The 20,301-nt window shown below is 43.4% G+C and carries 20 protein-coding genes; 7 read left to right on the forward strand and 13 right to left on the reverse strand.

All coding sequences use genetic code 11. The annotated features are described in order from the left end of the window. Positions 1–69 precede the first annotated feature (69 nt). Positions 70–1,413, forward strand: coding sequence for an MATE family efflux transporter (locus CS060_RS02550; RefSeq protein WP_082180235.1), 1,344 nt, complete (start codon positions 70–72; stop codon positions 1,411–1,413). Here the strand turns inward: CS060_RS02550 and CS060_RS02555 are convergent. From CS060_RS02555 to asnB, 8 genes are all read right to left on the reverse strand, one after another. After that, positions 1,391–2,857 (reverse strand): phytoene desaturase family protein, encoded by a 1,467-nt coding sequence (locus tag CS060_RS02555; protein ID WP_099668663.1) that lies wholly within the window; start codon positions 2,855–2,857, stop codon positions 1,391–1,393. The two genes, CS060_RS02550 and CS060_RS02555, sit on opposite strands and share 23 nt — an antisense overlap. Then, positions 2,833–3,915, reverse strand: coding sequence for a glycosyltransferase family 2 protein (locus CS060_RS02560; RefSeq protein WP_035046213.1), 1,083 nt, complete (start codon positions 3,913–3,915; stop codon positions 2,833–2,835). The genes CS060_RS02555 and CS060_RS02560 overlap by 25 nt, the downstream gene beginning before the upstream one ends. Beyond that, positions 3,912–4,577: a lysophospholipid acyltransferase family protein gene (locus tag CS060_RS02565; RefSeq protein WP_035046212.1), complete on the reverse strand. Its 666-nt coding sequence runs from the start codon at positions 4,575–4,577 to the stop codon at positions 3,912–3,914. Before CS060_RS02565 ends, CS060_RS02560 begins: the two co-directional genes overlap by 4 nt. After that, positions 4,574–5,302 carry a carotenoid biosynthesis protein gene (locus tag CS060_RS02570; RefSeq protein ID WP_180271044.1) on the reverse strand — a complete coding sequence of 243 codons (729 nt, stop codon included), beginning with the start codon at positions 5,300–5,302 and terminating at the stop codon, positions 4,574–4,576. The genes CS060_RS02565 and CS060_RS02570 overlap by 4 nt, the downstream gene beginning before the upstream one ends. Next, positions 5,289–6,140, reverse strand: coding sequence for a phytoene/squalene synthase family protein (locus CS060_RS02575; RefSeq protein ID WP_082180234.1), 852 nt, complete (start codon positions 6,138–6,140; stop codon positions 5,289–5,291). The genes CS060_RS02570 and CS060_RS02575 overlap by 14 nt, the downstream gene beginning before the upstream one ends. Positions 6,141–6,142: 2 nt before the next feature. Beyond that, the gene (locus CS060_RS02580; RefSeq protein ID WP_035046210.1) at positions 6,143–7,564 is read right to left on the reverse strand and encodes a phytoene desaturase family protein; all 1,422 of its coding nucleotides are present in this window, start codon (positions 7,562–7,564) and stop codon (positions 6,143–6,145) included. After that, positions 7,564–9,084, reverse strand: coding sequence for a phytoene desaturase family protein (locus CS060_RS02585; RefSeq protein ID WP_035046208.1), 1,521 nt, complete (start codon positions 9,082–9,084; stop codon positions 7,564–7,566). Before CS060_RS02585 ends, CS060_RS02580 begins: the two co-directional genes overlap by 1 nt. A gap of 85 nt (positions 9,085–9,169) precedes the next feature. Beyond that, positions 9,170–11,020: an asparagine synthase (glutamine-hydrolyzing) gene (asnB, locus tag CS060_RS02590; protein ID WP_035046239.1), complete on the reverse strand. Its 1,851-nt coding sequence runs from the start codon at positions 11,018–11,020 to the stop codon at positions 9,170–9,172. Positions 11,021–11,144: 124 nt separating this feature from the next. On the opposite strand from asnB, the gene CS060_RS02595 reads away from it, so the two are divergent. Then, positions 11,145–11,666, forward strand: a complete 522-nt coding sequence (locus tag CS060_RS02595; RefSeq protein WP_099668664.1) for a DUF2777 family protein — start codon at positions 11,145–11,147, stop codon at positions 11,664–11,666. Here the strand turns inward: CS060_RS02595 and CS060_RS02600 are convergent. Both CS060_RS02600 and CS060_RS02605 read right to left on the reverse strand, forming a co-directional pair. Further along, positions 11,660–13,606, reverse strand: coding sequence for a putative bifunctional diguanylate cyclase/phosphodiesterase (locus CS060_RS02600; protein WP_035046204.1), 1,947 nt, complete (start codon positions 13,604–13,606; stop codon positions 11,660–11,662). The two genes, CS060_RS02595 and CS060_RS02600, sit on opposite strands and share 7 nt — an antisense overlap. Before the next feature lie 114 nt (positions 13,607–13,720). After that, entirely contained in the window at positions 13,721–14,077 is a 357-nt protein-coding gene (locus CS060_RS02605; RefSeq protein WP_035046202.1) for a YisL family protein, read from the reverse strand. A 96-nt stretch (positions 14,078–14,173) separates the two neighbouring features. Between CS060_RS02605 and CS060_RS02610 the strand changes: the two genes are divergently transcribed. Further along, positions 14,174–15,415 (forward strand): ornithine--oxo-acid transaminase, encoded by a 1,242-nt coding sequence (locus CS060_RS02610; protein WP_012575742.1) that lies wholly within the window; start codon positions 14,174–14,176, stop codon positions 15,413–15,415. A gap of 22 nt (positions 15,416–15,437) precedes the next feature. On the opposite strand, the gene CS060_RS02615 is transcribed toward CS060_RS02610, so the two are convergent. Beyond that, a complete protein-coding gene (locus CS060_RS02615; protein WP_099668665.1) occupies positions 15,438–16,301 on the reverse strand; it encodes a fumarylacetoacetate hydrolase family protein in 864 nt (287 codons plus the stop codon). Between the two features lie 185 nt (positions 16,302–16,486). Here CS060_RS02615 and CS060_RS02620 point away from each other — a divergent pair, with 185 nt between their 5' ends. Continuing rightward, entirely contained in the window at positions 16,487–16,666 is a 180-nt protein-coding gene (locus CS060_RS02620; protein ID WP_035046237.1) for an aspartyl-phosphate phosphatase Spo0E family protein, read from the forward strand. A 5-nt stretch (positions 16,667–16,671) separates the two neighbouring features. On the opposite strand, the gene CS060_RS02625 is transcribed toward CS060_RS02620, so the two are convergent. Together CS060_RS02625 and CS060_RS02630 are read right to left on the reverse strand one after the other, a co-directional pair. Continuing rightward, complete coding sequence (locus tag CS060_RS02625; protein WP_099668666.1) at positions 16,672–17,781, reverse strand: DUF418 domain-containing protein; 1,110 nt, start codon at positions 17,779–17,781, stop codon at positions 16,672–16,674. Positions 17,782–17,852: 71 nt separating this feature from the next. Further along, positions 17,853–19,445: a long-chain-fatty-acid--CoA ligase gene (locus CS060_RS02630; RefSeq protein WP_099668667.1), complete on the reverse strand. Its 1,593-nt coding sequence runs from the start codon at positions 19,443–19,445 to the stop codon at positions 17,853–17,855. 141 nt (positions 19,446–19,586) lie between these two features. Here CS060_RS02630 and CS060_RS02635 point away from each other — a divergent pair, with 141 nt between their 5' ends. Genes CS060_RS02635 through CS060_RS02645 form a run of 3 tightly spaced genes read left to right on the forward strand, consistent with a single transcriptional unit; the run spans position 19,587 to position 20,261 of the window. Next, positions 19,587–19,811: a spore germination protein gene (locus CS060_RS02635; protein ID WP_009361956.1), complete on the forward strand. Its 225-nt coding sequence runs from the start codon at positions 19,587–19,589 to the stop codon at positions 19,809–19,811. Positions 19,812–19,814: 3 nt separating this feature from the next. Beyond that, on the forward strand, positions 19,815–20,036 hold the full coding sequence (locus tag CS060_RS02640; protein ID WP_006319006.1) for a spore germination protein: 222 nt from the start codon (positions 19,815–19,817) through the stop codon (positions 20,034–20,036). Positions 20,037–20,048: 12 nt separating this feature from the next. Further along, positions 20,049–20,261: a spore germination protein GerPB gene (locus CS060_RS02645; RefSeq protein WP_006319008.1), complete on the forward strand. Its 213-nt coding sequence runs from the start codon at positions 20,049–20,051 to the stop codon at positions 20,259–20,261. Positions 20,262–20,301: the final 40 nt, after the last annotated feature.

A 20,301-nucleotide genomic window follows, 5' to 3' on the forward strand; every position in this document is an offset into this window, starting at 1 on the left:
TTTCCATTATAACAATCCATTAAACTAAAAACAGTTTGCAAGTCGGAAATCGTAAAGGGGTTGTCTTGTTTGGCAAAAAAGCTTTCTTTATTTGCGCTCACTTGGCCGATTTTTATTGAATTGACGCTTCATATGTTGACGGGCAATGCGGATACGTTTATGCTCAGTCAATATGCCGATGAAGCGGTTGCGGCGGTCGGTGTAGCCAATCAGTTATTGTTTATGGTCGTTGTCATGTTCGGTTTTATTGCGACCGGAACATCGATTTTAATTGCGCAATATGCTGGCGCAAACGATGAAAAAACAGCTTCCTATATTGGAGCTGCTTCGATTTGGGCGAATGTATTATTTGGCATCGTATTAAGTATTGGGCTTTGGATAGGGGGCGATCATCTACTTCAACTGATGAACGTTCCGAACGAGTTAATGGCTGATGCGCGTGCTTATTTATGGATTGTTGGCGGCTTTTCATTTGTGCAAGCGCTCATGATGACGCTCGGGGCTATATTGCGCAGCTACGGTTTTACGCGCGACATGATGAATATTACGATTGGGGTCAACATATTAAACATCATCGGCAACTATTTCGTGTTGTTCGGACCGTTTGGCTTGCCGGTTTTAGGTGTCGAAGGGGTCGCTTGGTCAACGACGATTAGCCGTATCATTGGGCTTGTCGTTGGATTTTTATTCATCATGAAACGCCTCCCACACCCTCTCCCACTTTTATCGAAAGAGGCGTTTTCATTTGCTTACGTGAAACAACTATTAAAAATCGGCATTCCATCTGCAGGTGAACATGTCGCTTACAATACGTCGCAACTTGTCATCACCTATTTCATTACGATGCTCGGCACAGAGGCGTTAACGACGAGAGTATATACACAAAACATCATGATGTTTATTTTTTTATTTAGCGTCGCCATCGGGCAAGGGACACAAATTATCGTCGGGCATCTCGTTGGGGCGGAACGGTTTCATGAGGCGTATACCCGTTGCTTGCGGAGCTTACGGCTCGCTGTCATCATTTCGTTTGCTGTTGCGGCGTTGTTTTCCGTCTTCTCCGATCAACTGTTTTCCATTTTCACAAGCAGCAAACGGATGATTGAAACAGGCGGGACGCTCATTTTGCTTACGATGCTTCTTGAGCCCGGGCGTTCGTTTAATCTCGTCATCATTAACTCTTTACGCGCGGCCGGCGATGTAAAATTTCCTGTCTACATCGGTATCGCATCGATGTGGGGAGTAAGCGTCCCGCTCGCCTATATTCTTGGCATTTCGTTCGATCTCGGTTTAGTCGGCGTCTGGCTTGCCTTTACAGCAGACGAATGGCTGCGCGGTTTGCTCGTCTATTGGCGCTGGAAATCAAACGTATGGCGCACAAAATCGTTCGTCAAAAAGGAAGCGACAGCTTAGCACCGAGCAAATGATGAGCGACATTTTGTCCGCTAATGACAACCATTGGCGATCCACCTCCCGGGTGGGTCGTCCCGCCAACAAAATATAATCCTTTCACTCGCCTACATGCGTTCGACGGACGTAAAAACGTATCGCGACGTCGATTGGACGCCATGCCATACAATGCCCCACGATATGCGCCAAACTGCTCCGCAATATGAAGCGGAGTAATTACTTGTTCAACATCTGGTACAATGTCCAACCCATATGCCCGAAGCCTTTCATACACGAGCTGCTTATATGCTTGTTCATCCACTTGCATACGTCCATCTTTTGTAAGAGGCGGGGCATTCACTAACACAAACAAAGACGAACCTTCTTTCGTAAACGGCGGAGCGCAAACGTATATCGTCGGACGTTCACTATACCGTCCGGCAAATAGATGTTCAAACTCTTGTTTATAATTGGGAGAGAAAAACACGTTGTGATGAGCTAAATGATCCCATTTTTCTTTCGTTCCAACTAACATGACAAAGGCGGAAATGGATGGCTCGGCTCGTTCATACGAACGATCGTGAGGATCAACGAGCTCGCGATATGCCCGCAACAAATCGGCATTCATAATGACGACATCTGCTTCCACCTTTTCCCCATCTTCAAGCTCGACTCCTTTTACCGTACCGTTTTGGACAATGACGCGCTTGACCGCCCGATTCGTATGTAACGTTGCCCCTGCTCGTTTCGCAAGCATCGCAAACGTATGAGCAATTCGGGCGTTTCCACCTTCTACGTAATATACGCCATCAACCATTTCTAAATAAGCGATCATCGCAAACGTCGCTGGCGACATATACGGTGATGAACCAATGTACGTTGCGTAACGATCGTACGCTTGAATAACATGTTCATTTGTAAAATAACGTTGAAAAAAATGATGTAACGTTTCAAATGGTCGCGCGTTCAATAAAGCAACCGCAAGCGATGGCGACATATAATCAACAAAAGAGCGAAACATGCGCGGAAAAAAGTACGTTTTTGCGAGTTGATACATCCTCTCCACTTCGCGTAAAAAATCGTCGTATTTTAATGCCCCGATGTGATCCATTCGCTCAAGCTGCTGTTTCATATAGTCGCGATCGCTTGAAAGAAAAAACGTTGTGCCGTCTTCATATACGTTTTTCGTATGCACAGACAATTTTCGAAACGTAATGTAATCTTCTGTACGAGCCCCTGTTTGCTCAATGACATGCCGAAATACAAACGGCATCGTAATCGTATTCGGTCCAAAATCAAAATAATAATCGCCAAGTTGAACAGGCATTAATTTCCCGCCAAAATGACTATTTTTTTCAAACAACTGCACATCAACCCCGCGATGTGCAAGCGTCACAGCGGCAGACAATCCACCGAGCCCACCGCCGATAATGACTACTTTTTTCACGTGTACGTCCTCCCTTTCCATTCATAACGTTTCGCGCGCATCGACGCATACATTAACGCGATAAACACCGCCGCGCTTATCGGCATCCAATAACATGTCGAAATTGAACGCTCCGTCTTCCACTCGACGTACGCTTTTTGCGCAATAATGATCGCAAGCGGCACGGCGTACGCTGCCCCATACATGAACGACAACGGCGCAAAGATAAGCGGCGCGACATAAAATATGCCGTAAAACATCGTAAGCATTACAACAAAAAACGGTGAACGATTTAGCCCGATATATACATTTTTCAAAAAACCTGCCCATACTTCTTTATTCGTTTCATACATATAACAAACGACATCCGTGCTTACGTTCGCAACGATAACACGATACCGATGTTCTTTCATTTTCCGCGCGATCATTACATCTTCAACAAGTTCACTTTTTACAGACGCATGGCCGCCGATTGCTTCATAAGCGGTGCGTTCAAAAAACAAACATGCCCCATGTGCCGCTGTCGCGGAACGCATACGCGTATAATTCGCTAAATATAACGGCAAATGAAATAAAATAAAAAAATGTTGCAACGGCACGAGCCATTTGCCGATCAGTGGGAGGGACGATGGCTGAAACGACGGAAAGCCCGTCACTAGTTTTGCATCATACGCCATTAAGACCGCCAACAATTTTTCAATAACCGCAGGCTTTAGCTCGACATCCGCATCAATAAAAAACAAATACGCCCCTTTCGCCTGTTTCGCCAGTTGATGGCACGCATGCACTTTCCCTACCCAACCATCTGCAAGAGGCTTCCCTTTCCATATTTGAAAACGATTGTCCCCTTTCGTTTCTTTCAACAATAACTCATACGTACAATCGGTCGATTGGTCATCAAGAAGCAAAAATTCGACTGACTCATACGTCAACTGTTTTAACGAGCGCACGAGACGTACGACATTTCGCTCTTCATTGCGGAGTGGAACGAGCACGCTCACAAGCGGTCGCGCAGCGATTTGCGGGCGTTTCGGAAGAGAAATAAGAAACAACGAATTAAAAACCGTCCAAATAAAAAAACTTGCCCACAAAACGATCATAACGTCCCTCCGTTCCAAGGCGTAAACGGCTGAAGCTGTTCGGTCATGACTAAGCGCCTTACATCATCGAGTTGTGCAGTGCAAATACGTTCGAGCTCAATCGTTTTTTCTTTTCGGTTGCTCCCTGAAAGATTACAAATATATAACGGCTCGCCAATATGAATAAACCATTCCGGCTTCCGATGATGACGAAAACTATGGTAAAACGCAAGCGGTATGATGGGCACGTTCGCTCGTTCGGCTACATATATAGCTCCTGTAAAAAACTGAAGCGGACGTTTTTCAATATGTTGTTCTTCCCCTTGTGGAAACACCCAAACGCTTTTTCCATCGCGCAATAATGAAACAGCATAATCTAGCGACCTCATCATCCCTTTTCGTTGCGTGCGGTTGATCGAAAAACCGCCAAGCTTACGAAAAAACGGATATTGTTTTAACCCTTCTTCGCTCATCATCGCATAACTATTTTGTTGAAACACAAAACGACTCAATTGAAACGCAATGAGCCCATCCCACCATGAGCTATGATTCGCCACATATAACGCAGGCGTTCGCACGACGTGTCCGCGTACGTATAGACGATGAAACGATGTACGCAACAACCATGTGTTGTAAAGGGAAAACATCCATTCAAACATACGACTTTTTTTCGCTTCAATCATGCCGACCGTCTCCATTTCCAAAAAATAAACGTAGTAAGCGATAACCCAAGCAGGAAAGCACCATACAATTGTTCTAGTAAAGCAAGAAATAAAAACATGGCTTCAAGAAGGAAAAAAAGAGAAATCGCTCGTCGATCCGAACTTCCTTCACGCGCTGAAAAAATGAGCAATAACCGATGAATGACGAACGCCACGACAAACCAACCGACAAAATTTTCAAGCGGAACGTTATAATATACGCTCGTCTCTTCCCAAATCCAATATTGCTTTGCAACATAGGCAACCGGGTCAATAACTACATCTAATACAACCGCTAATGACGCACCAACAGCAGAAGTAACAAACGGCCTTGTTGGCGATACGAAACGTAATGCGAGCGCATGCGTACAACCGATCACCGCAAGCCAAGCAAAGCCGATCGCTATCGGAACCCCAAATATGGTCACCCCAAATTGACTCGTATAATGGTATGAACCAAAAATAACACTATACGTCGCTCCAACATACTCCACCGCCATTGTACCAATGAAGATCGCAATCGTTGCGATGATCCCCCGTTGACCGTATCTTTCGATTAAAAATAATGCGCCAATCATTCCTGCGAGCATTAAAAAGACAACATTTGCCCATTCTAACCACGGCGGCAAAAGATGAAAACCGACGAGCACAAGTCCACATCCATACCAAATGAGAAAAAGGCGGTATAAACGATCACCCCACTTCAACGTTTTCGCCTCCCATTTGTTGCAATAACGCTTTTTTTCTTTCTTCCGACACGAACGCTCGCTTCGTAAATACGTCATATTGTTGCTCACGAACAACATGTAAAATGCTTTTATACATAAGCGCCGCTCCTTTTACAGCAAAACGGGCAGACAGTGGATAAAGAGAAAACATTTTTTCTGCCTCCGCATATCTATTTTCCGCCTCTTGTGCGATATGCTCCCATAAATCAATAAATGAGCTCGTCACTTGACCGAAAGCAATCTGTTGTTCACTCACTCCATACATGTTCATCCATTCGCGCGGCAAATACACGCGACCGCGCATCATATCTTCACCGACATCGCGCAAAATGTTCGTCAACTGCATCGCTTCTCCAAGCGCGATGGCACTTTCTTTTAACTGTTCACGGCGATGGGGCGCTAAAATCGGCAATAACATTAAGCCGACTGTACTTGCCACACAATAACAATAGCGAAGCAACTGTGAAAACGTATCATAACGATGAACGGTTAAATCCATTTTTTGCCCTTCAATCATATGCGAAAACGGTTCAGCGTCCATATCATAGCGCGAAAAGACATCGCGAAGCGCGATCCACATAAAGTCATCATCGGTATGTCCTGCTAAAAACGATTCCCATTGTTTTTCAAACTGTTGCAGTTCTTGATGTGGCTGTTTTCCTTCATCCACAATATCATCGACGCGGCGACAAAACGCATAAATGGCCCAAATGGCTTGACGATCATCATACGGAAGAAGGGAAAACGCACGATAAAACGTTTTTGAATGATATGCTGTTACCGCTTCACATTGCGCATACGCTTGCCTGATATTCATCATTATCCACTCCAATCATGCGATATTTGTTGTGCACATAACTTTGCCCCTTGCATGACAACTGGTACCCCTCCACCGGGATGAACAGATGCTCCAACACGATACACGTTTTCATAACGTGTCGACTTCACTTGTGGGCGAAATGGACCCGATTGAAATAACGTCGGGGCGATCCCGAACATCCCTCCATCATACAATCCTTCGTTGTGCGCATCAAGCGGCGTACGAACATGCATCCATTCCATTTCCTTCTTCAAGTTTGGAAACGCCCGTTTCTCCACTTCATCAACGATGCGAGAAATCCAATGTTGTTGTATTGTCCAATCAATATGGCGCCCACTCGGCACAGGAATCAATACATATAACACGCTTTTCCCTTCAGGTGCTAACGAACGATCGACCGCTGACGGATAAAACGTATAAAATGACGGGTCTTTCGGGACAACTTTTCGAACAAAGACGTCGTCCATATGTTGTTTAAAATTAGGCGGTAAAAAAAATTGATGAATCGGTGCATCGTATGTGCGGCTAAGTCCGATATAAAGCAACACGCAGCTCGATGAAGGAGTCCACGTTCGTTTGTTCGTCATCATCGTCGGTTCATCTGTATTCATAACAACTGCATCGAAACAGTGCATTTCCCCTTGGGCATAAAGCGCTTCTATTTTTGAACCGTTCACTTCGTACCGTTCCACTTCCGTTTGCAATCGAACGTTAACTCCTGCTTCTTCTAGCTTTCTTGTAAGTAAAGAAACGAGACTTGCATACCCTCCTTTTACGTAATACACGCCGTGCGCATGCTCGCTAAACGAAACGAGCGAATAAAGCGATGGCGTTGTGTACGGATTTCCACCAATATATAACGTTTGTAACGAGTAAGCAAGCTGCAACCGTTCGTCGTGAAAATAACGACTCATGCTCGTTTTCACAGATTGATAGGCGCGCATGCGTGAAAAAAGCGATATCGTCTCTTTCGTAAAAAACGTTTGTTTCTTTATAAATGACTTCGTTAAAATGAGCTCATCACCTTTAGTAAAATATTCCCTCATCTCATTCATAAAACGTTGAAATCCTTTTTCTTCCCCAGGAAACAGACGAGCAATTTCTTCTACTTGTCTTTCTTCTTCCGCATATTTTGTATACGATATGCCGTCCGCAAAATGAATCGTATACATCGGATCACAGCGAACAAGCTCGTATTCATCTTCCGTTACGCCAACGTCGGCAAGAAAGTCACGCAATTTTTCTGGCAACAATACGATCGTTGGACCGGCGTCAATGCGAAACCCTTCTCGCTCAATAAACGAAAGACGCCCACCAAGTCGGTCGTTTTTCTCAAAAATAGTCACATGCGCGCCGCTCTTTGCCAGCAATAGCGCCGTCATTATGCCGCCAATTCCGCCACCGACAATGGCAATGTTCATTACGCTTCCCTCCGCTTTGGCAAATCACCAACAGGAATGAGCGGCTGACGATGAGCTTGTAATATACCGTTTGCGGTAATGCGAGCCGATTCAAAAATCGTCGGCAATCCGCTTCCCGGATGCGTCCCGCCACCGACAAGCCAACAATGTTGCAACTCTTCAAATTCGTTATGTGGACGAAACACCATCATTTGTGATAACTGATGCCCTAAGTTAAACGTCGCCCCTTCGTAAACGAATATGTCATGCTCCCAATCGTGCGGGGTAATGATTTTTTCATATTCAATATGTTGTTCCATACGTCCCCATCCTAACTTTTTCGCGAGCGTATCCCATAGTTTTTGGCGAAACGGTCCTTTCTCTTTTTCCCAATCAATTCCGCTCGTATTGTTCGGCACAGGTGCTAAAATGTAAAGGGCACTTTTTCCTTTCGGTGCAACCGTCGCATCAGTTATAGCAGCATGTTGCACGTAAATGGACGGATCGTGTGGAATCGTTTTTTCTTTCGTAATTTCATCGACGTTTCGCTTATAATCGTCCGCAAATATAATTGTATGATGAGCAAGATCAACCGGCTTGTTTATCCCGACGTACATCATAAACGTCGAACATGAATATTTCTTTTTTTGCAATTTTTCTTTGCGATATTTTTTTAATACACCGTCATCGACGAGATTCGTCATCGCATGGGCAAAATCGGCATTAATAATCACTTCATCAGCCGACACTTTTTCACCATTTTCTAATATGACCCCTTTCACAGTCGTGCCATCAAGCCAAAGCTTTCGCACTCCTGTATTCACATGCACGCTTCCTCCATATTCTTCAACGATGCGCGCCATCGCTTTTGGAATTTCATTTAACCCGCCGATGACGTGATAAATGCCGTATGCATGTTCCATGTAAGATAAAATGGAAAACGCACCTGGACATTCCCACGGGGACATGCCTAAATATTTCGCTTGAAACGTAAATGCTAACCGAAGACGCTCATCATTAAAATATCGGCTTAATATGTCGTATAGCGATTGTGACAACGTCAGCTGCGGCAATGCTTTCAACACGGTCGGACGCAAATAGTGGTACAGTCGGTCCATTTTACTTTGTAAAATCGGTGCGAGCGCCTGCAACTTCCGTTCGTTTTCATTCATAAACCGGTCATAACCGTCTTCGTTCCCAGGAAATTGTGCCGCAATTTGTTCTTTCATTTTTTTCCGATTCATCGTCATCGCTAACTTTACATCATTGAAAACGAGTTCGTACATCGGATCTAATTCGACAAGTTGGACATAGTCATGTATGTTTCTTCCTGCTGCTGCAAATAACTCTTCAATAATATGAGGCATGCTTAAAAATGTCGGACCGATATCAAAGCGGTATTCACCGAGCTCGAATCGTCCATTTCGTCCTCCTACGTACGGTTGTTTTTCAAATACAGTGACATCATATCCTTTCGCCGCCAGCAACATCGCGGCAGCAAGCCCGCCAGGTCCCGCTCCGACGACAACGATTTTTTTCACACTATCCACTCCTAATTAAACAAAAGTTATACAAATATTATACAAGATAAATGAAAAACAGGAAAGAAAAAAGACAGCCGTTTTTTTAGCTGTCTGTTAACCGAATGTTATAATGCTCAAACCATTCGTGAAATTGAATGAAATACGCTAACAGCTGCGGGCCAGACATAAGCTGACCAAACCATGGAATGCGAAACGATTGCCCTTTCGTTTCCACTAATTCCTTTAACTTCTTTCGATCAAACAATTCATATAAAACGGACGAGCGATTCGTTAAAATCGTCTCTAGCCGTTCAGCCACGATGTCCGTATAACGTGGATGATGTGTTTTCGGATACGGACTTTTTTTCCGATACAATACGTCATTTGGTAAAATACCTTCAAACGCTTTGCGTAAAATTCCTTTTTCACGATTGTTGTGCATTTTCATCTCCCACGGAATGTTCCATACATACTCAACGAGGCGATGATCCGCAAACGGTACGCGTACTTCTAAGCTGGCAGCCATGCTCATGCGGTCTTTCCGATCTAACAACGTCGTCATAAACCAAATCATATTTAAATAAAACAATTCACGGCGGCGCGCTTCTTCGGCGCTTTCTCCGTCTGCGTGAGGAACTTCACGAAGCGTTTCTTTATAACGCATATCGGCATACTCATGAAGCGGAAGTTTTTCACGCCACGTTTCACTTAAAAGATCGAACCGTTCATCTAACGACCGCATCCACGGAAATCCGTCTCGCTCAAAATCTTCTTTTCTATGGAACCATGGATAACCTCCAAAAATTTCGTCGGCACATTCACCTGACAAACTAACAACAAACTGTTGCTTAATTTGACGGCAAAACCAAAGGAGCGATGAATCAATATCCGCCATCCCCGGCAAATCACGGGCAACGACTGCCGCTTTTAAATCATCGGCTAATTGTTGTTGAGAAATGACGCACGTATGATGAACGGTTTGGAATGCATCTGACATTTGTTTAATCCACGGTCCGTCGCTGTTCGGTTGAAAGGCGTTCGCTGTAAAATATTGTTCATTTTCTTCGTAATCAATGGAATACGTATGAAGAGGAGCTTTCCCTTCACGTTCAAACGCCTTCGCTGCAATCGCCGTAATCGCGCTCGAATCCACCCCACCTGATAAAAACGTACACACCGGAACGTCTGAAACGAGTTGGCGTGTAATCGCATCGATCAGCAACGTTCGAATATGCTCTACCGTTTCATCAAACGAATGAACGTGTGGGGCACTTTTGACGTTCCAATAACGCCATTGACGGACGCCACGCTCGGCAACGATCATCGCATGCGCTGGTCGCAGTTCATGAATCGTTCGAAATACGCCATGTCCAGGCGTACGTGAAGGGCCGAGCGCTAAAATTTCGCATAAACTTTCGCGATCAATTTCGGCACGAACGTTTGGATGAGCCAAAATCGCTTTAATTTCTGAAGCGAATAAAAACTCCCTTTGTTCATATCGATAAAAGAGCGGTTTGACTCCTAAACGATCGCGTGCTAAAAACAACTGTTTTCGTTCACCATCCCACACCGCAAACGCGAAAATACCATTTAAATAGTCGACACATTGTTCACGCCATTCCATATATGCCGTAAGCAACACTTCTGTATCGGAATGCCCTTGGAACGTATACCCTTTTTTCAATAACTGCTTACGAATATCTTCCGTATTATACAGCTCACCATTATAACAAATCGTATAAACATAGCCGTTTTTCGTTCGCGTCATCGGCTGTACACCACCTGCCGGATCGACAACGACAAGACGCTTATGTCCAAAGGCAACATGGTCATCAAGCCATACATTCGTATCATCGGGCCCTCGGTAAGAGAGCGTATTAGCCATCATGAGCACTGTTTCTTTCTCTTGACGTAAATGACGCCCAAAATGAACCCATCCGGTAATTCCGCACACGTCAATCATTCCCTTCTGTTGTGAACAAGTATGAAGCATGCTTTTATTTTATGCATCGTTTATATAAATGATGAGTTGTCTATAATGGCGTACGAAGGGAATTGATTCGAAAGGAGTGGAGCAAATGGATCGCCTTACAACATTGCGCGCACAAAAACGAGCTTACATATACGGTGTTGTTGAACAAGTAAATGGGGAATGGATATTTTTTGATGAAGATGACGATGCGCATGAATTAACAAGTTTACCTGAAGAAGTAGAATTGTTTCGCTTTGGTCAATGGATCAAGGGATGGCTCGGAGAACATGGAGACATATATATATCAGAACGTTATGCATTAAAAAACGGTGACCGTCTTCGCTACATGAAACCGTTGTCGCACGCATACGAACAATGGCTTGCTCAGCTACCCGATCACGCGTTTTTTCATTTTATTCACTTAATTAACGAGTGGCATTTTTCCGTATATGACTGTTTGTATTGTTACAATTATATGCTATTTTCCGAAAGCGGCGTAAATTTTTTAATGTTTGATAACTCATTGGATATGTGCAACGTGCAACATTATTTTGATGGAAACGAACATCGTTTCGAACTGACATTGCAAACGGGAAAAAAAATGATTGGCGTACAACTCGATCATTGAATGATGGATTCGCTTCCTTGCAACACTTGTTTTTCAAATTGTTCCGCAGGAAGCGGCTTGAAAATCGCGTATCCTTGCGCATAATGACATTTTAATCGTTTCAACAATTTGATTTGCTCAGCCGTTTCAACGCCTTCTGCGACAACTTTTAAGCGCAAACCGTGCCCCATCGTAATAATCGATTTGACGATCGCAATGTCCGAACGATCTTTATGAAGCTGATAAATAAACGATCGGTCAATTTTTAACGTGTTAATCGGCAAATCTTTTAAGTAGCTAAGCGATGAATAGCCTGTGCCAAAATCATCAATCGACACATGAACACCGAGCTGTTGCAGTTTTTTCATGACGTGGATGCTGTAATACATGTTACGCAACATGGAACTTTCTGTTAATTCTAAATGTAAACAATGCGCGGGCAGTTTCGATTGCTTAAGCGCTTGTTCCACATCTTCAAAAAATGTCGGATGTTGAAATTGGGCAGCAGACACGTTGACAGAAATCATTAACGAACCAAAACCGAGATCGTGCCATTTTTTCGTTTGCATGCATGCTTCTTTTAACACCCAGCGCCCAAGATCGTGAATGAAACCAATTTCTTCTGCAATCGGAATAAACTCAAGCGGAGAAACAAGGCCGATTTTCGGATGTTTCCAACGTAACAACGCTTCGCTGCCAATGATTTTTCCAGACATTAAATCGAGAAGCGGTTGATAAACAAGAAAACATTCATTTTTTTCGAGCGCTTTTCGTAAATATCGCTCAAGCTCGACGCGATACATCACTTGTTCATTCATTTTTGTCGCGTACAATTTCACATTGTTGCCACCGTTTTGTTTCGCGCGATTGACTGCTGTATCGGCATTTTTTAAGAGCGAATGTGCATCTACACCATCCGTTGGATAAAAGCTAACACCGACGCTTGCCGTTAAAAAAAACTCTTTTTCTTCATATACAATCGGTAAAGCAATTTGTTGGAGCAACTTCTTCGTCCATTCAATAACCGTATGAGCATCTGTTCGTTTCGTTAGCAGTAGGCTAAACTTATCCCCTCCGAAACGCCCGAAATGCGCACCGGATGGCAATATGTTTTTTATTCGCTCGGCCATTTGCTTTAATATTTCATCTCCTCCGTAATGACCGATTGTATCGTTTACAATTTTAAATCGATCCATATCAATAAACAAGACGGCAAGTGTATCCCCTTTTTCTTTCGCCTTTTCAATTGCGTTTTTCACTATATTTGTAAATTGCAACCGATTCGGCAGCCCCGTGTCGATATCGTGATAGGCGATATATTTCATATGTTCTTCTGCTCGCTTTTGTTCAGTAATGTCACGCCCAATGCCGTAAATACCAACCTTTTCCCCGTCTACGATAATCGGGACGTTTTTAATTTGGAATAAATACACTTCTCCTGATTTCGCTGGGATTTCTAAATTGTATTGTTGCACTTTCCCTTTTAGCGCACGATAAAAATAGCGGCGCACGCGCGGAATATCTTCTTTTTTAATGTAGTGAAGCGAGTTTGTATGCAAAATTTCTTCTGCCTTATACCCAAACACTCGTTCAAACGCAGGATTGACGCTTGTAAAATTGCCTTCTAAATCGGTGGAATATACAATATCTGGATTATGTTCGAATAAAGAGCGGTAATATTGTTCCGATAGCTTCATTTTTTGACGCATCTCGTCCATATCGGCTCGACAATCGTCAACAACGAGGGCACAAATGACTGCTTGCTCCGATGCATCCCCAATCATCGGAAAAAGCTGCGCTTGGGGCAAATGATGCTGTACGTATTGTTCGACTTGCATCCGAAACGAAGGGGAAAGCGAAGAAACAAAAATCGCTAGCTGGTCGTACTCATATAAACGATAGTCGCTCACCCATCGTTCCCAATCCGCAAACGTGTTGCAAACCGTTTGAAATAATTTCATCCCCTTTTTTCCCACTCTTTCTTTCTCTTTGTATTTTTAGAATTATCAATCAATTATCATTATAGCACATTTCCATATGGTAGAAAAAGATAAAAGTTGGCGAATATGCCAACTTTACGAAAAGAATGAAAAACCGAACGGCAATTTAAATCCAAGATATAACACAACGACAAACGCAATAATGAACTGAAGCCAAAGCACGTTCGTATTTTTTCCTTTGGCTGTCCGAACGAGAATCATTTCCATCGTTCCGATGACCCATAAACCGACAATCACTTTGACGATATACAAAAACGGAAATGAGGACATGCTATGTAAAATCCACGCACCTGTCGCAATGATCAAAATATAAAATAAGCGCAACAACATGTGCAACATTTTTGTTTTTTCATGTCCTTTCGCTTGAAACGTAATTGCAACGACAAATAAAATAAGCGCAACGACCCACGTTGTAATATGCGCATGTGTCATAACTATGCTCCTTTCTTTATTTGATATATGCCTATGATAGCACGTCTGTATATGAATTGAAAAAGAAAACGCTCTCCTTTTCTATTTACTTTCTATATGCACTTCAAGTATGTTATATATGTGACGATCGAAATAGGAGGGATTGACGTGAAAACAACACAAATCATCGAGCTAACAGAAAAATACGGCGCAAATAACTATCATCCACTTCCAGTCGTCTTATCAAAAGGCGAAGGTGTATGGGTAGAAGATCCAGAAGGTAATCGTTATATGGATATGTTAAGCGCTTACTCAGCGGTCAACCAAGGACATCGCCATCCGCGCATCGTTCAAGCGCTTATTGAACAAGCAAATAAAATTACATTAACATCACGAGCATTTCATAACGATCAACTCGGTCCATGGTATGAAAAAGTGGCAAAATTAACGAACAAAGAGATGGTTTTACCGATGAACACAGGAGCGGAAGCGGTCGAAACAGCCGTCAAAGCGGCGCGACGCTGGGCGTATGACGTGAAAGGCGTTCCTGCTGATCAAGCGGAAATTATCGTTTGTGAAGATAACTTCCACGGTCGGACGATGACAGCTGTATCGATGTCATCGAACCCAGAATATAAACGCGGATTCGGTCCGATGCTTCCGGGCATTAAAGTCATTCCGTTCGGCGATGTCGAAGCGCTCAAACAAGCCATTACACCAAATACAGCAGCGTTTATTTTCGAACCAATTCAAGGGGAAGCAGGCATTAACATTCCGCCAGAAGGATTTTTAAAAGCGGCATACGACGTATGTAAACAACATAACGTTTTATATATCGCGGACGAAATTCAATCAGGGCTTGGCCGCTCCGGTAAAATGTTTGCGTGCGATTGGGAAGAAGTCGAGCCAGATATGTACATTCTCGGTAAAGCGCTCGGTGGCGGCGTATTCCCAATTTCATGCGTAGCCGCAAACCGCGACATTCTTGGCGTATTTAATCCTGGCTCACACGGATCGACATTCGGTGGTAACCCGCTTGCTTGCGCCGTTTCGATCGCTGCGCTTGATGTCATCGTAGAAGAAAAATTGCCAGAGCGCTCGTTTGAGCTCGGTCAATATTTCCAAGAAAAATTGCGCGAAATCAACCATCCAGATATTAAAGAAGTGCGCGGCAGAGGGTTGTTTATCGGCGTTGAATTACACGTCCCAGCTCGCCCATATTGCGAAAAACTACAACAAGAAGGGCTATTATGTAAAGAAACGCATGATACAGTCATCCGCTTTGCCCCACCACTCGTCATTACAAAGGAAGAGCTCGACTGGGCCATTGAAAAAGTGAAAAAAGTATTTGAACAGTAAAAAGCTGGGATATCCCAGCTTTTTACTTCACAACGTTTCGTAACGTTCCAATTTGCTCAATCGTAATTTCAATCACATCTCCCGACTGTAAAAAGCGCGACGGATTCATGCCTTTTCCGACTCCTGCTGGCGTTCCTGTCGCAATCACATCCCCCGGCTCTAACGTCATTCCTTTCGACAATGTCGCAATGATTGTTGGAATGTCGAAAATAAATTGCGCGGTCGTAGCTGATTGTCTCACTTCGCCATTTACTTTCGTTTCAATATGTAACGCATGCGGCTCGACAATTGCCGACCGATGAACGATCCACGGTCCCATCGGACATGACGTATCTAAACTTTTTCCAAGTAAATATTGTTTATGTCTTTCTTGTAAATCACGCGCGGTCACATCGTTTATGATCGTATAACCAAACACGTAATCGAGCGCCTGTTCTTTCGGAATCGCCTTTCCTTTTTTCCCGATGACAATCGCCAGCTCTCCTTCATAGTCTAATTGATCAGTTACATCCGCATGGCGTAAAATCGGTGCCTCATGCCCAATGACCGTCGTCGGCGCTTTCGAAAATACAATGATATTTTCGCGATCCACTACGCCTCCCATTTCTTGCGCATGATCGGCATAATTTTTCCCGATACAAAAAATATTTTTTGTCGGGCGTGGAATCGGCGCAAGCAGTTGCACGTCGTCAAGTTCATACGTCCACTCTGGCCGCACGCGCCCAAGCACACGTTCCACTTTTTCAATAAACGATTCGCCAAGTTCGAGACATTCGATCATCGTATTCGGTATCGTCTCATCTGCTTTCGATAAATGAACGACACTTTGCTCATGAACAACCCCGACAAACACATCCGATCCGGCGTGCGCTGTAACAAATTTCATGTCCTCATCCCCTTTTTCATATGATCGAACACCATTATTTTCTCGTTTTCACGTGTAAACTCCTTTGTAAAAAATTATTTTTCAGCACATTATACTATTTCCTTTTTCTTCAGAATATGTATAATAGTTTATACATACAGTTGTTTACAGACTGTTGACGAAAATGAAAAATGTTGGTGAATGTTATGTCCCTTTCCCTCATCGAAAAGAAAAGACGACAATTAATTGAATTGGCGCAAATGTACGGTTTTTCCGCGAAAGAAACGATCCAATGCAGTCAAGAGCTTGATGAATTATTAAATAAGCATTTGAAAGAAGCCGTGCTTTTCCATAAAGAAAAAGAAGACAAGCCGTGTACGACATGATTCATTCATGTCGTTTTCTTTTTTCCGTACGTCATCCATCGCCATACGCGCTCCATCGGTCCGATCGCATGTTTTTTCAGCCACCAATGGCTCCAACATATTTGTATGACATATACAACGAGTGCGATAGCTAGCGCTTGTTTTGGTGTTACTTTCCCATATAAACCGAAGCCATAAGAATAAAAAATAAGCGTACAGATGATCGATTGCGTCAAATAGTTCGTGAATGCCATTTTGCCGACAGGCGCAAAAAAACGAATCACTTTCTCTGTCACAAACGAAAACGCGGTCAAATAAAACAGGGCGAGCGCAGGACCTCCGATCATATCTTGGGCATACTCGGTTACGATATTTTTTTCGATATACGGAAGCCATTTGAAAGCCATGCCAACAATAAGCGAGCCGATACACCATTTTCGAATCGTTGGGCGATGTCGGTTGACGTCATGAAACCATTTTTCTTTTGCGATAAATGCCCCAAATAAAAAAAATGGGAAAATCGTTAAAATAAAAATGAATGCTTGTGTCAATGAGTTGACATACAACCAATCATATGCTCGCTGCGTAAAAATTTGTTCCCACGTGCCTTGTTGATAATTTGCGATCGCCTGCTTTGCCAGCTCTGGCTCTGAAAAATCGACATCACCGCTCATTTTCCACATCAGCCACATGAGTACGGTGGAACCGAAAGCCCAACTGCTCCAAAGCGAAAGCGCCCAGTTGCGCAACGTTTTTGCGCTCGCTTGAAAAAACGGAAAAAGAAACAAACCAACGATCGCATACCCGATTAAAATATCGCCATGCCAAATAAAAAACGCATGAATCATACCAAATAATAACAACGCAAGCAATCGGCGCAAAAAAATCACTTGAAACCGCTCGCCCCCTTTATCAAGCATGATCCATGCTCCCCAGCCGAACAACAACGAAAAAAGTGGATAAAAGCTCGCTTGCACAAATATATCTACAAATGCAAGCAGGAAACGATCAACCCCATCTTTCGCAAACACCGTAGCATCGACATATAGCGTCGGAAGCGAAAAATCAAGAACGTTCACAAGCAAAATGCCAAATAAAGCCAAACCACGCACTGCATCAATGATTGAAATACGCATAATCTCCCTCCTTTTCCATTTCAGCGTAAAGAAAAAAGAGCCGCCTGTCAATCGACAACGGCTCTTCCTTATTAATTCACATATCTTCCTGTCTTCCCTATTGATTGCCAGTATTCGTTACGTAAATGTACTTTTTGAATTTTTCCTGATGCGGTTTTTGGCAATTCTTGAACGAATGTCACCCCGGTAATCGCTTTAAAATGAGCAAGTTTTTCACGTGAAAAGGCAATGAGCTCTTGTTCTGTCACTTCTTTTCCAGGACGGACGACAACGAACGCATGCGGCGTTTCGCCCCATTTTTCATGCGGAACAGCGATGACTGCTGCCTCTAACACCGCTGGGTGCTCGTACAACACCCCTTCGACTTCAATCGATGAAATGTTTTCCCCACCGCTAATAATAATATCTTTTTTCCGATCAACGATATCGATATTTCCGTATTCATCCATCGTCGCCATATCTCCTGTATGCAGCCAACCGTTGCGAATCGTTTCCATCGTTGCCTCTGGATTTTTCCAATAGCCTGCCATCACACCGTTACTGCGCACAATGACTTCTCCGATCGTTTTTCCATCGCGCGGCACTTGTTCGCCATGCTCATTGACAACTTTCACTTCGCAGCCAATCATCGCATAGCCTGCTTTCGCTTTCATTCGATATTGTTCACTTAACGGTAAATGACTGAGATGCGCGCGAATCGTCGACACCGTACTTAATGGCGATGATTCCGTCATGCCGTACACTTGAATAAACTCCCAGCCTAATTCTTTTTCCACGCGCGTGACAAATGCTGGTGGGGGAGCAGAACCTGCAATAACGACACGCACATCATGCTCAATCGTCGGCACATGTTGCTCATAATATTGCAGCAACGTATTTAACACCGTTGGCGCCATATGCATAACAGTCACTTTATATTTATTGACGTATTCGAAAATGACTTTAGGAATAGCCTTACGCAAACAAACGTGCGTTGCTCCGTTCGCTGTATAGTAAAACGGTGCCCCCCATCCGTTAACATGGAACATCGGCAAAATATGCAAATATACATCTCGATCCGACACGCGCAAATGGTGCATCGTACTTAATGCATGCAAATAGTTGTTGCGATGTGTGAGCATCACCCCTTTTGGATTTCCCGTCGTTCCGCTCGTATATAACAAACTACATACGTCGTTTTCGTCAATATCCGGACGAGCAAACGGCTCTGTCGTATATTGAGCAAGCCACGTATCGTAAGCGATTTCATGAATGTCGTCCGTTTTGCCGTGTACGATGATATGCTCAACTGTTTGCAACTCGTTTTTGACTGGCGCAATTAAATGATATAACTCATAATCAACAAACAACACTTTACTTTCGCTATGATTTAAAATAAATACATAATCATCTGGTTTTAAGCGAATATTGAGCGGTACCATGATCGCTCCAGTTTGAAATACGCCGTAAAACCCTTCGAGCATTTCTAACGTATTTGGCGCTAAATAAGCGACACGATCTCCTTTTTTTATCCCTAAATCGCGTAACCCGTGCGACAATTGATTGACGCGCTCACTCAGTTCACGATATGTAAGCGATTTTCCCTCACTAATGACGCCAACTTTATCCCCATAAAGCGATACGGCGCGATCTAAAAAATGAGTTAATACTAACGGAACGTTCATCCCCAATCCCCCTTATTTTTACATCTAAAAATTATAATTTTTCAGAAATATTATAACATATCTTTCTTTTTGTGGAGCACATTTCTTTCATTGTTTTCATATAATTGGGTAAGGGAAAGAATGAGAGAAAGGACGATGGCCATGCCTTCCTATATTGCAGGTCCAATAAAAATTACGAACGTCAGTAGCGATGCGACCGTCAATTTCGGCGATACGTTGCAAATTGCACCAAAAAGTTCATCAAAATCGCTCGCAGGTGCTGGCGGTGGAAATACAGGAGACTTTTTACAAACAAATACGTTCATTAGCTTTACAAATACAATCGATCCAGACATCGCCGATGGCAACGTAAAAAGCAAGGGATAGCCGATGCCTGCCATTGTTGGAGCAGTCCAAATTAACAGCATTGGAAGCGGCGGCGTATTTCACATTGGCGATGTATTTGCCATCTCTCCGTATAGCGTCGCTAAAACATTTGCTGGCGCTGGTTCATTTAATACGGGAGACGGTCTGCACATTTACAACCAATATAGCAACACAAATACAAACGACCGTGATATTGCCGATAGCAATATCGCTGGAAATGCCTAGTGAGGTGAAAAGATGAACTTTTACATTCAACAAACGATTTCGATTCATCAATTAAAAATCGGTTCGCTCACAAACTCATCCGTTCTTCAAATCGGAACGACAGGAAAAGTACAACCACTCGCCACATTAAGCAATACCGGTCAATTTACACAACCAGCACCAGAAGCGAAAATCAATATTCAAGGAGAAGAAGGACCGTTCGTTCCACTCCAATCCCCTGTATAAAACTGTGCTACTTCTTTCTGCCCGGCCATACATTAGAAAG

Source organism: Anoxybacillus flavithermus, from assembly GCF_002742685.1.
GTDB lineage: Bacteria > Bacillota > Bacilli > Bacillales > Anoxybacillaceae > Anoxybacillus > Anoxybacillus flavithermus_E.

Coding starts and splice junctions, on each gene's coding strand:
- CS060_RS02580 (WP_035046210.1), bottom strand. CDS start 7,564: ATGAACATTGCCATTGTCGGTGGCGGAATTGGCGGCATAATGACGGCG.
- CS060_RS02565 (WP_035046212.1), bottom strand. CDS start 4,577: ATGATTGAAGCGAAAAAAAGTCGTATGTTTGAATGGATGTTTTCCCTT.
- CS060_RS02620 (WP_035046237.1), top strand. CDS start 16,487: ATGTCCCTTTCCCTCATCGAAAAGAAAAGACGACAATTAATTGAATTG.
- CS060_RS02600 (WP_035046204.1), bottom strand. CDS start 13,606: ATGAAATTATTTCAAACGGTTTGCAACACGTTTGCGGATTGGGAACGA.
- CS060_RS02640 (WP_006319006.1), top strand. CDS start 19,815: ATGCCTGCCATTGTTGGAGCAGTCCAAATTAACAGCATTGGAAGCGGC.
- CS060_RS02605 (WP_035046202.1), bottom strand. CDS start 14,077: ATGACACATGCGCATATTACAACGTGGGTCGTTGCGCTTATTTTATTT.
- CS060_RS02575 (WP_082180234.1), bottom strand. CDS start 6,140: ATGAATATCAGGCAAGCGTATGCGCAATGTGAAGCGGTAACAGCATAT.
- CS060_RS02635 (WP_009361956.1), top strand. CDS start 19,587: ATGCCTTCCTATATTGCAGGTCCAATAAAAATTACGAACGTCAGTAGC.
- CS060_RS02610 (WP_012575742.1), top strand. CDS start 14,174: ATGCACTTCAAGTATGTTATATATGTGACGATCGAAATAGGAGGGATT.
- CS060_RS02645 (WP_006319008.1), top strand. CDS start 20,049: ATGAACTTTTACATTCAACAAACGATTTCGATTCATCAATTAAAAATC.
- CS060_RS02595 (WP_099668664.1), top strand. CDS start 11,145: ATGGATCGCCTTACAACATTGCGCGCACAAAAACGAGCTTACATATAC.
- CS060_RS02625 (WP_099668666.1), bottom strand. CDS start 17,781: ATGCGTATTTCAATCATTGATGCAGTGCGTGGTTTGGCTTTATTTGGC.
- CS060_RS02630 (WP_099668667.1), bottom strand. CDS start 19,445: ATGAACGTTCCGTTAGTATTAACTCATTTTTTAGATCGCGCCGTATCG.
- CS060_RS02560 (WP_035046213.1), bottom strand. CDS start 3,915: ATGATCGTTTTGTGGGCAAGTTTTTTTATTTGGACGGTTTTTAATTCG.
- CS060_RS02555 (WP_099668663.1), bottom strand. CDS start 2,857: ATGGAAAGGGAGGACGTACACGTGAAAAAAGTAGTCATTATCGGCGGT.
- CS060_RS02615 (WP_099668665.1), bottom strand. CDS start 16,301: ATGAAATTTGTTACAGCGCACGCCGGATCGGATGTGTTTGTCGGGGTT.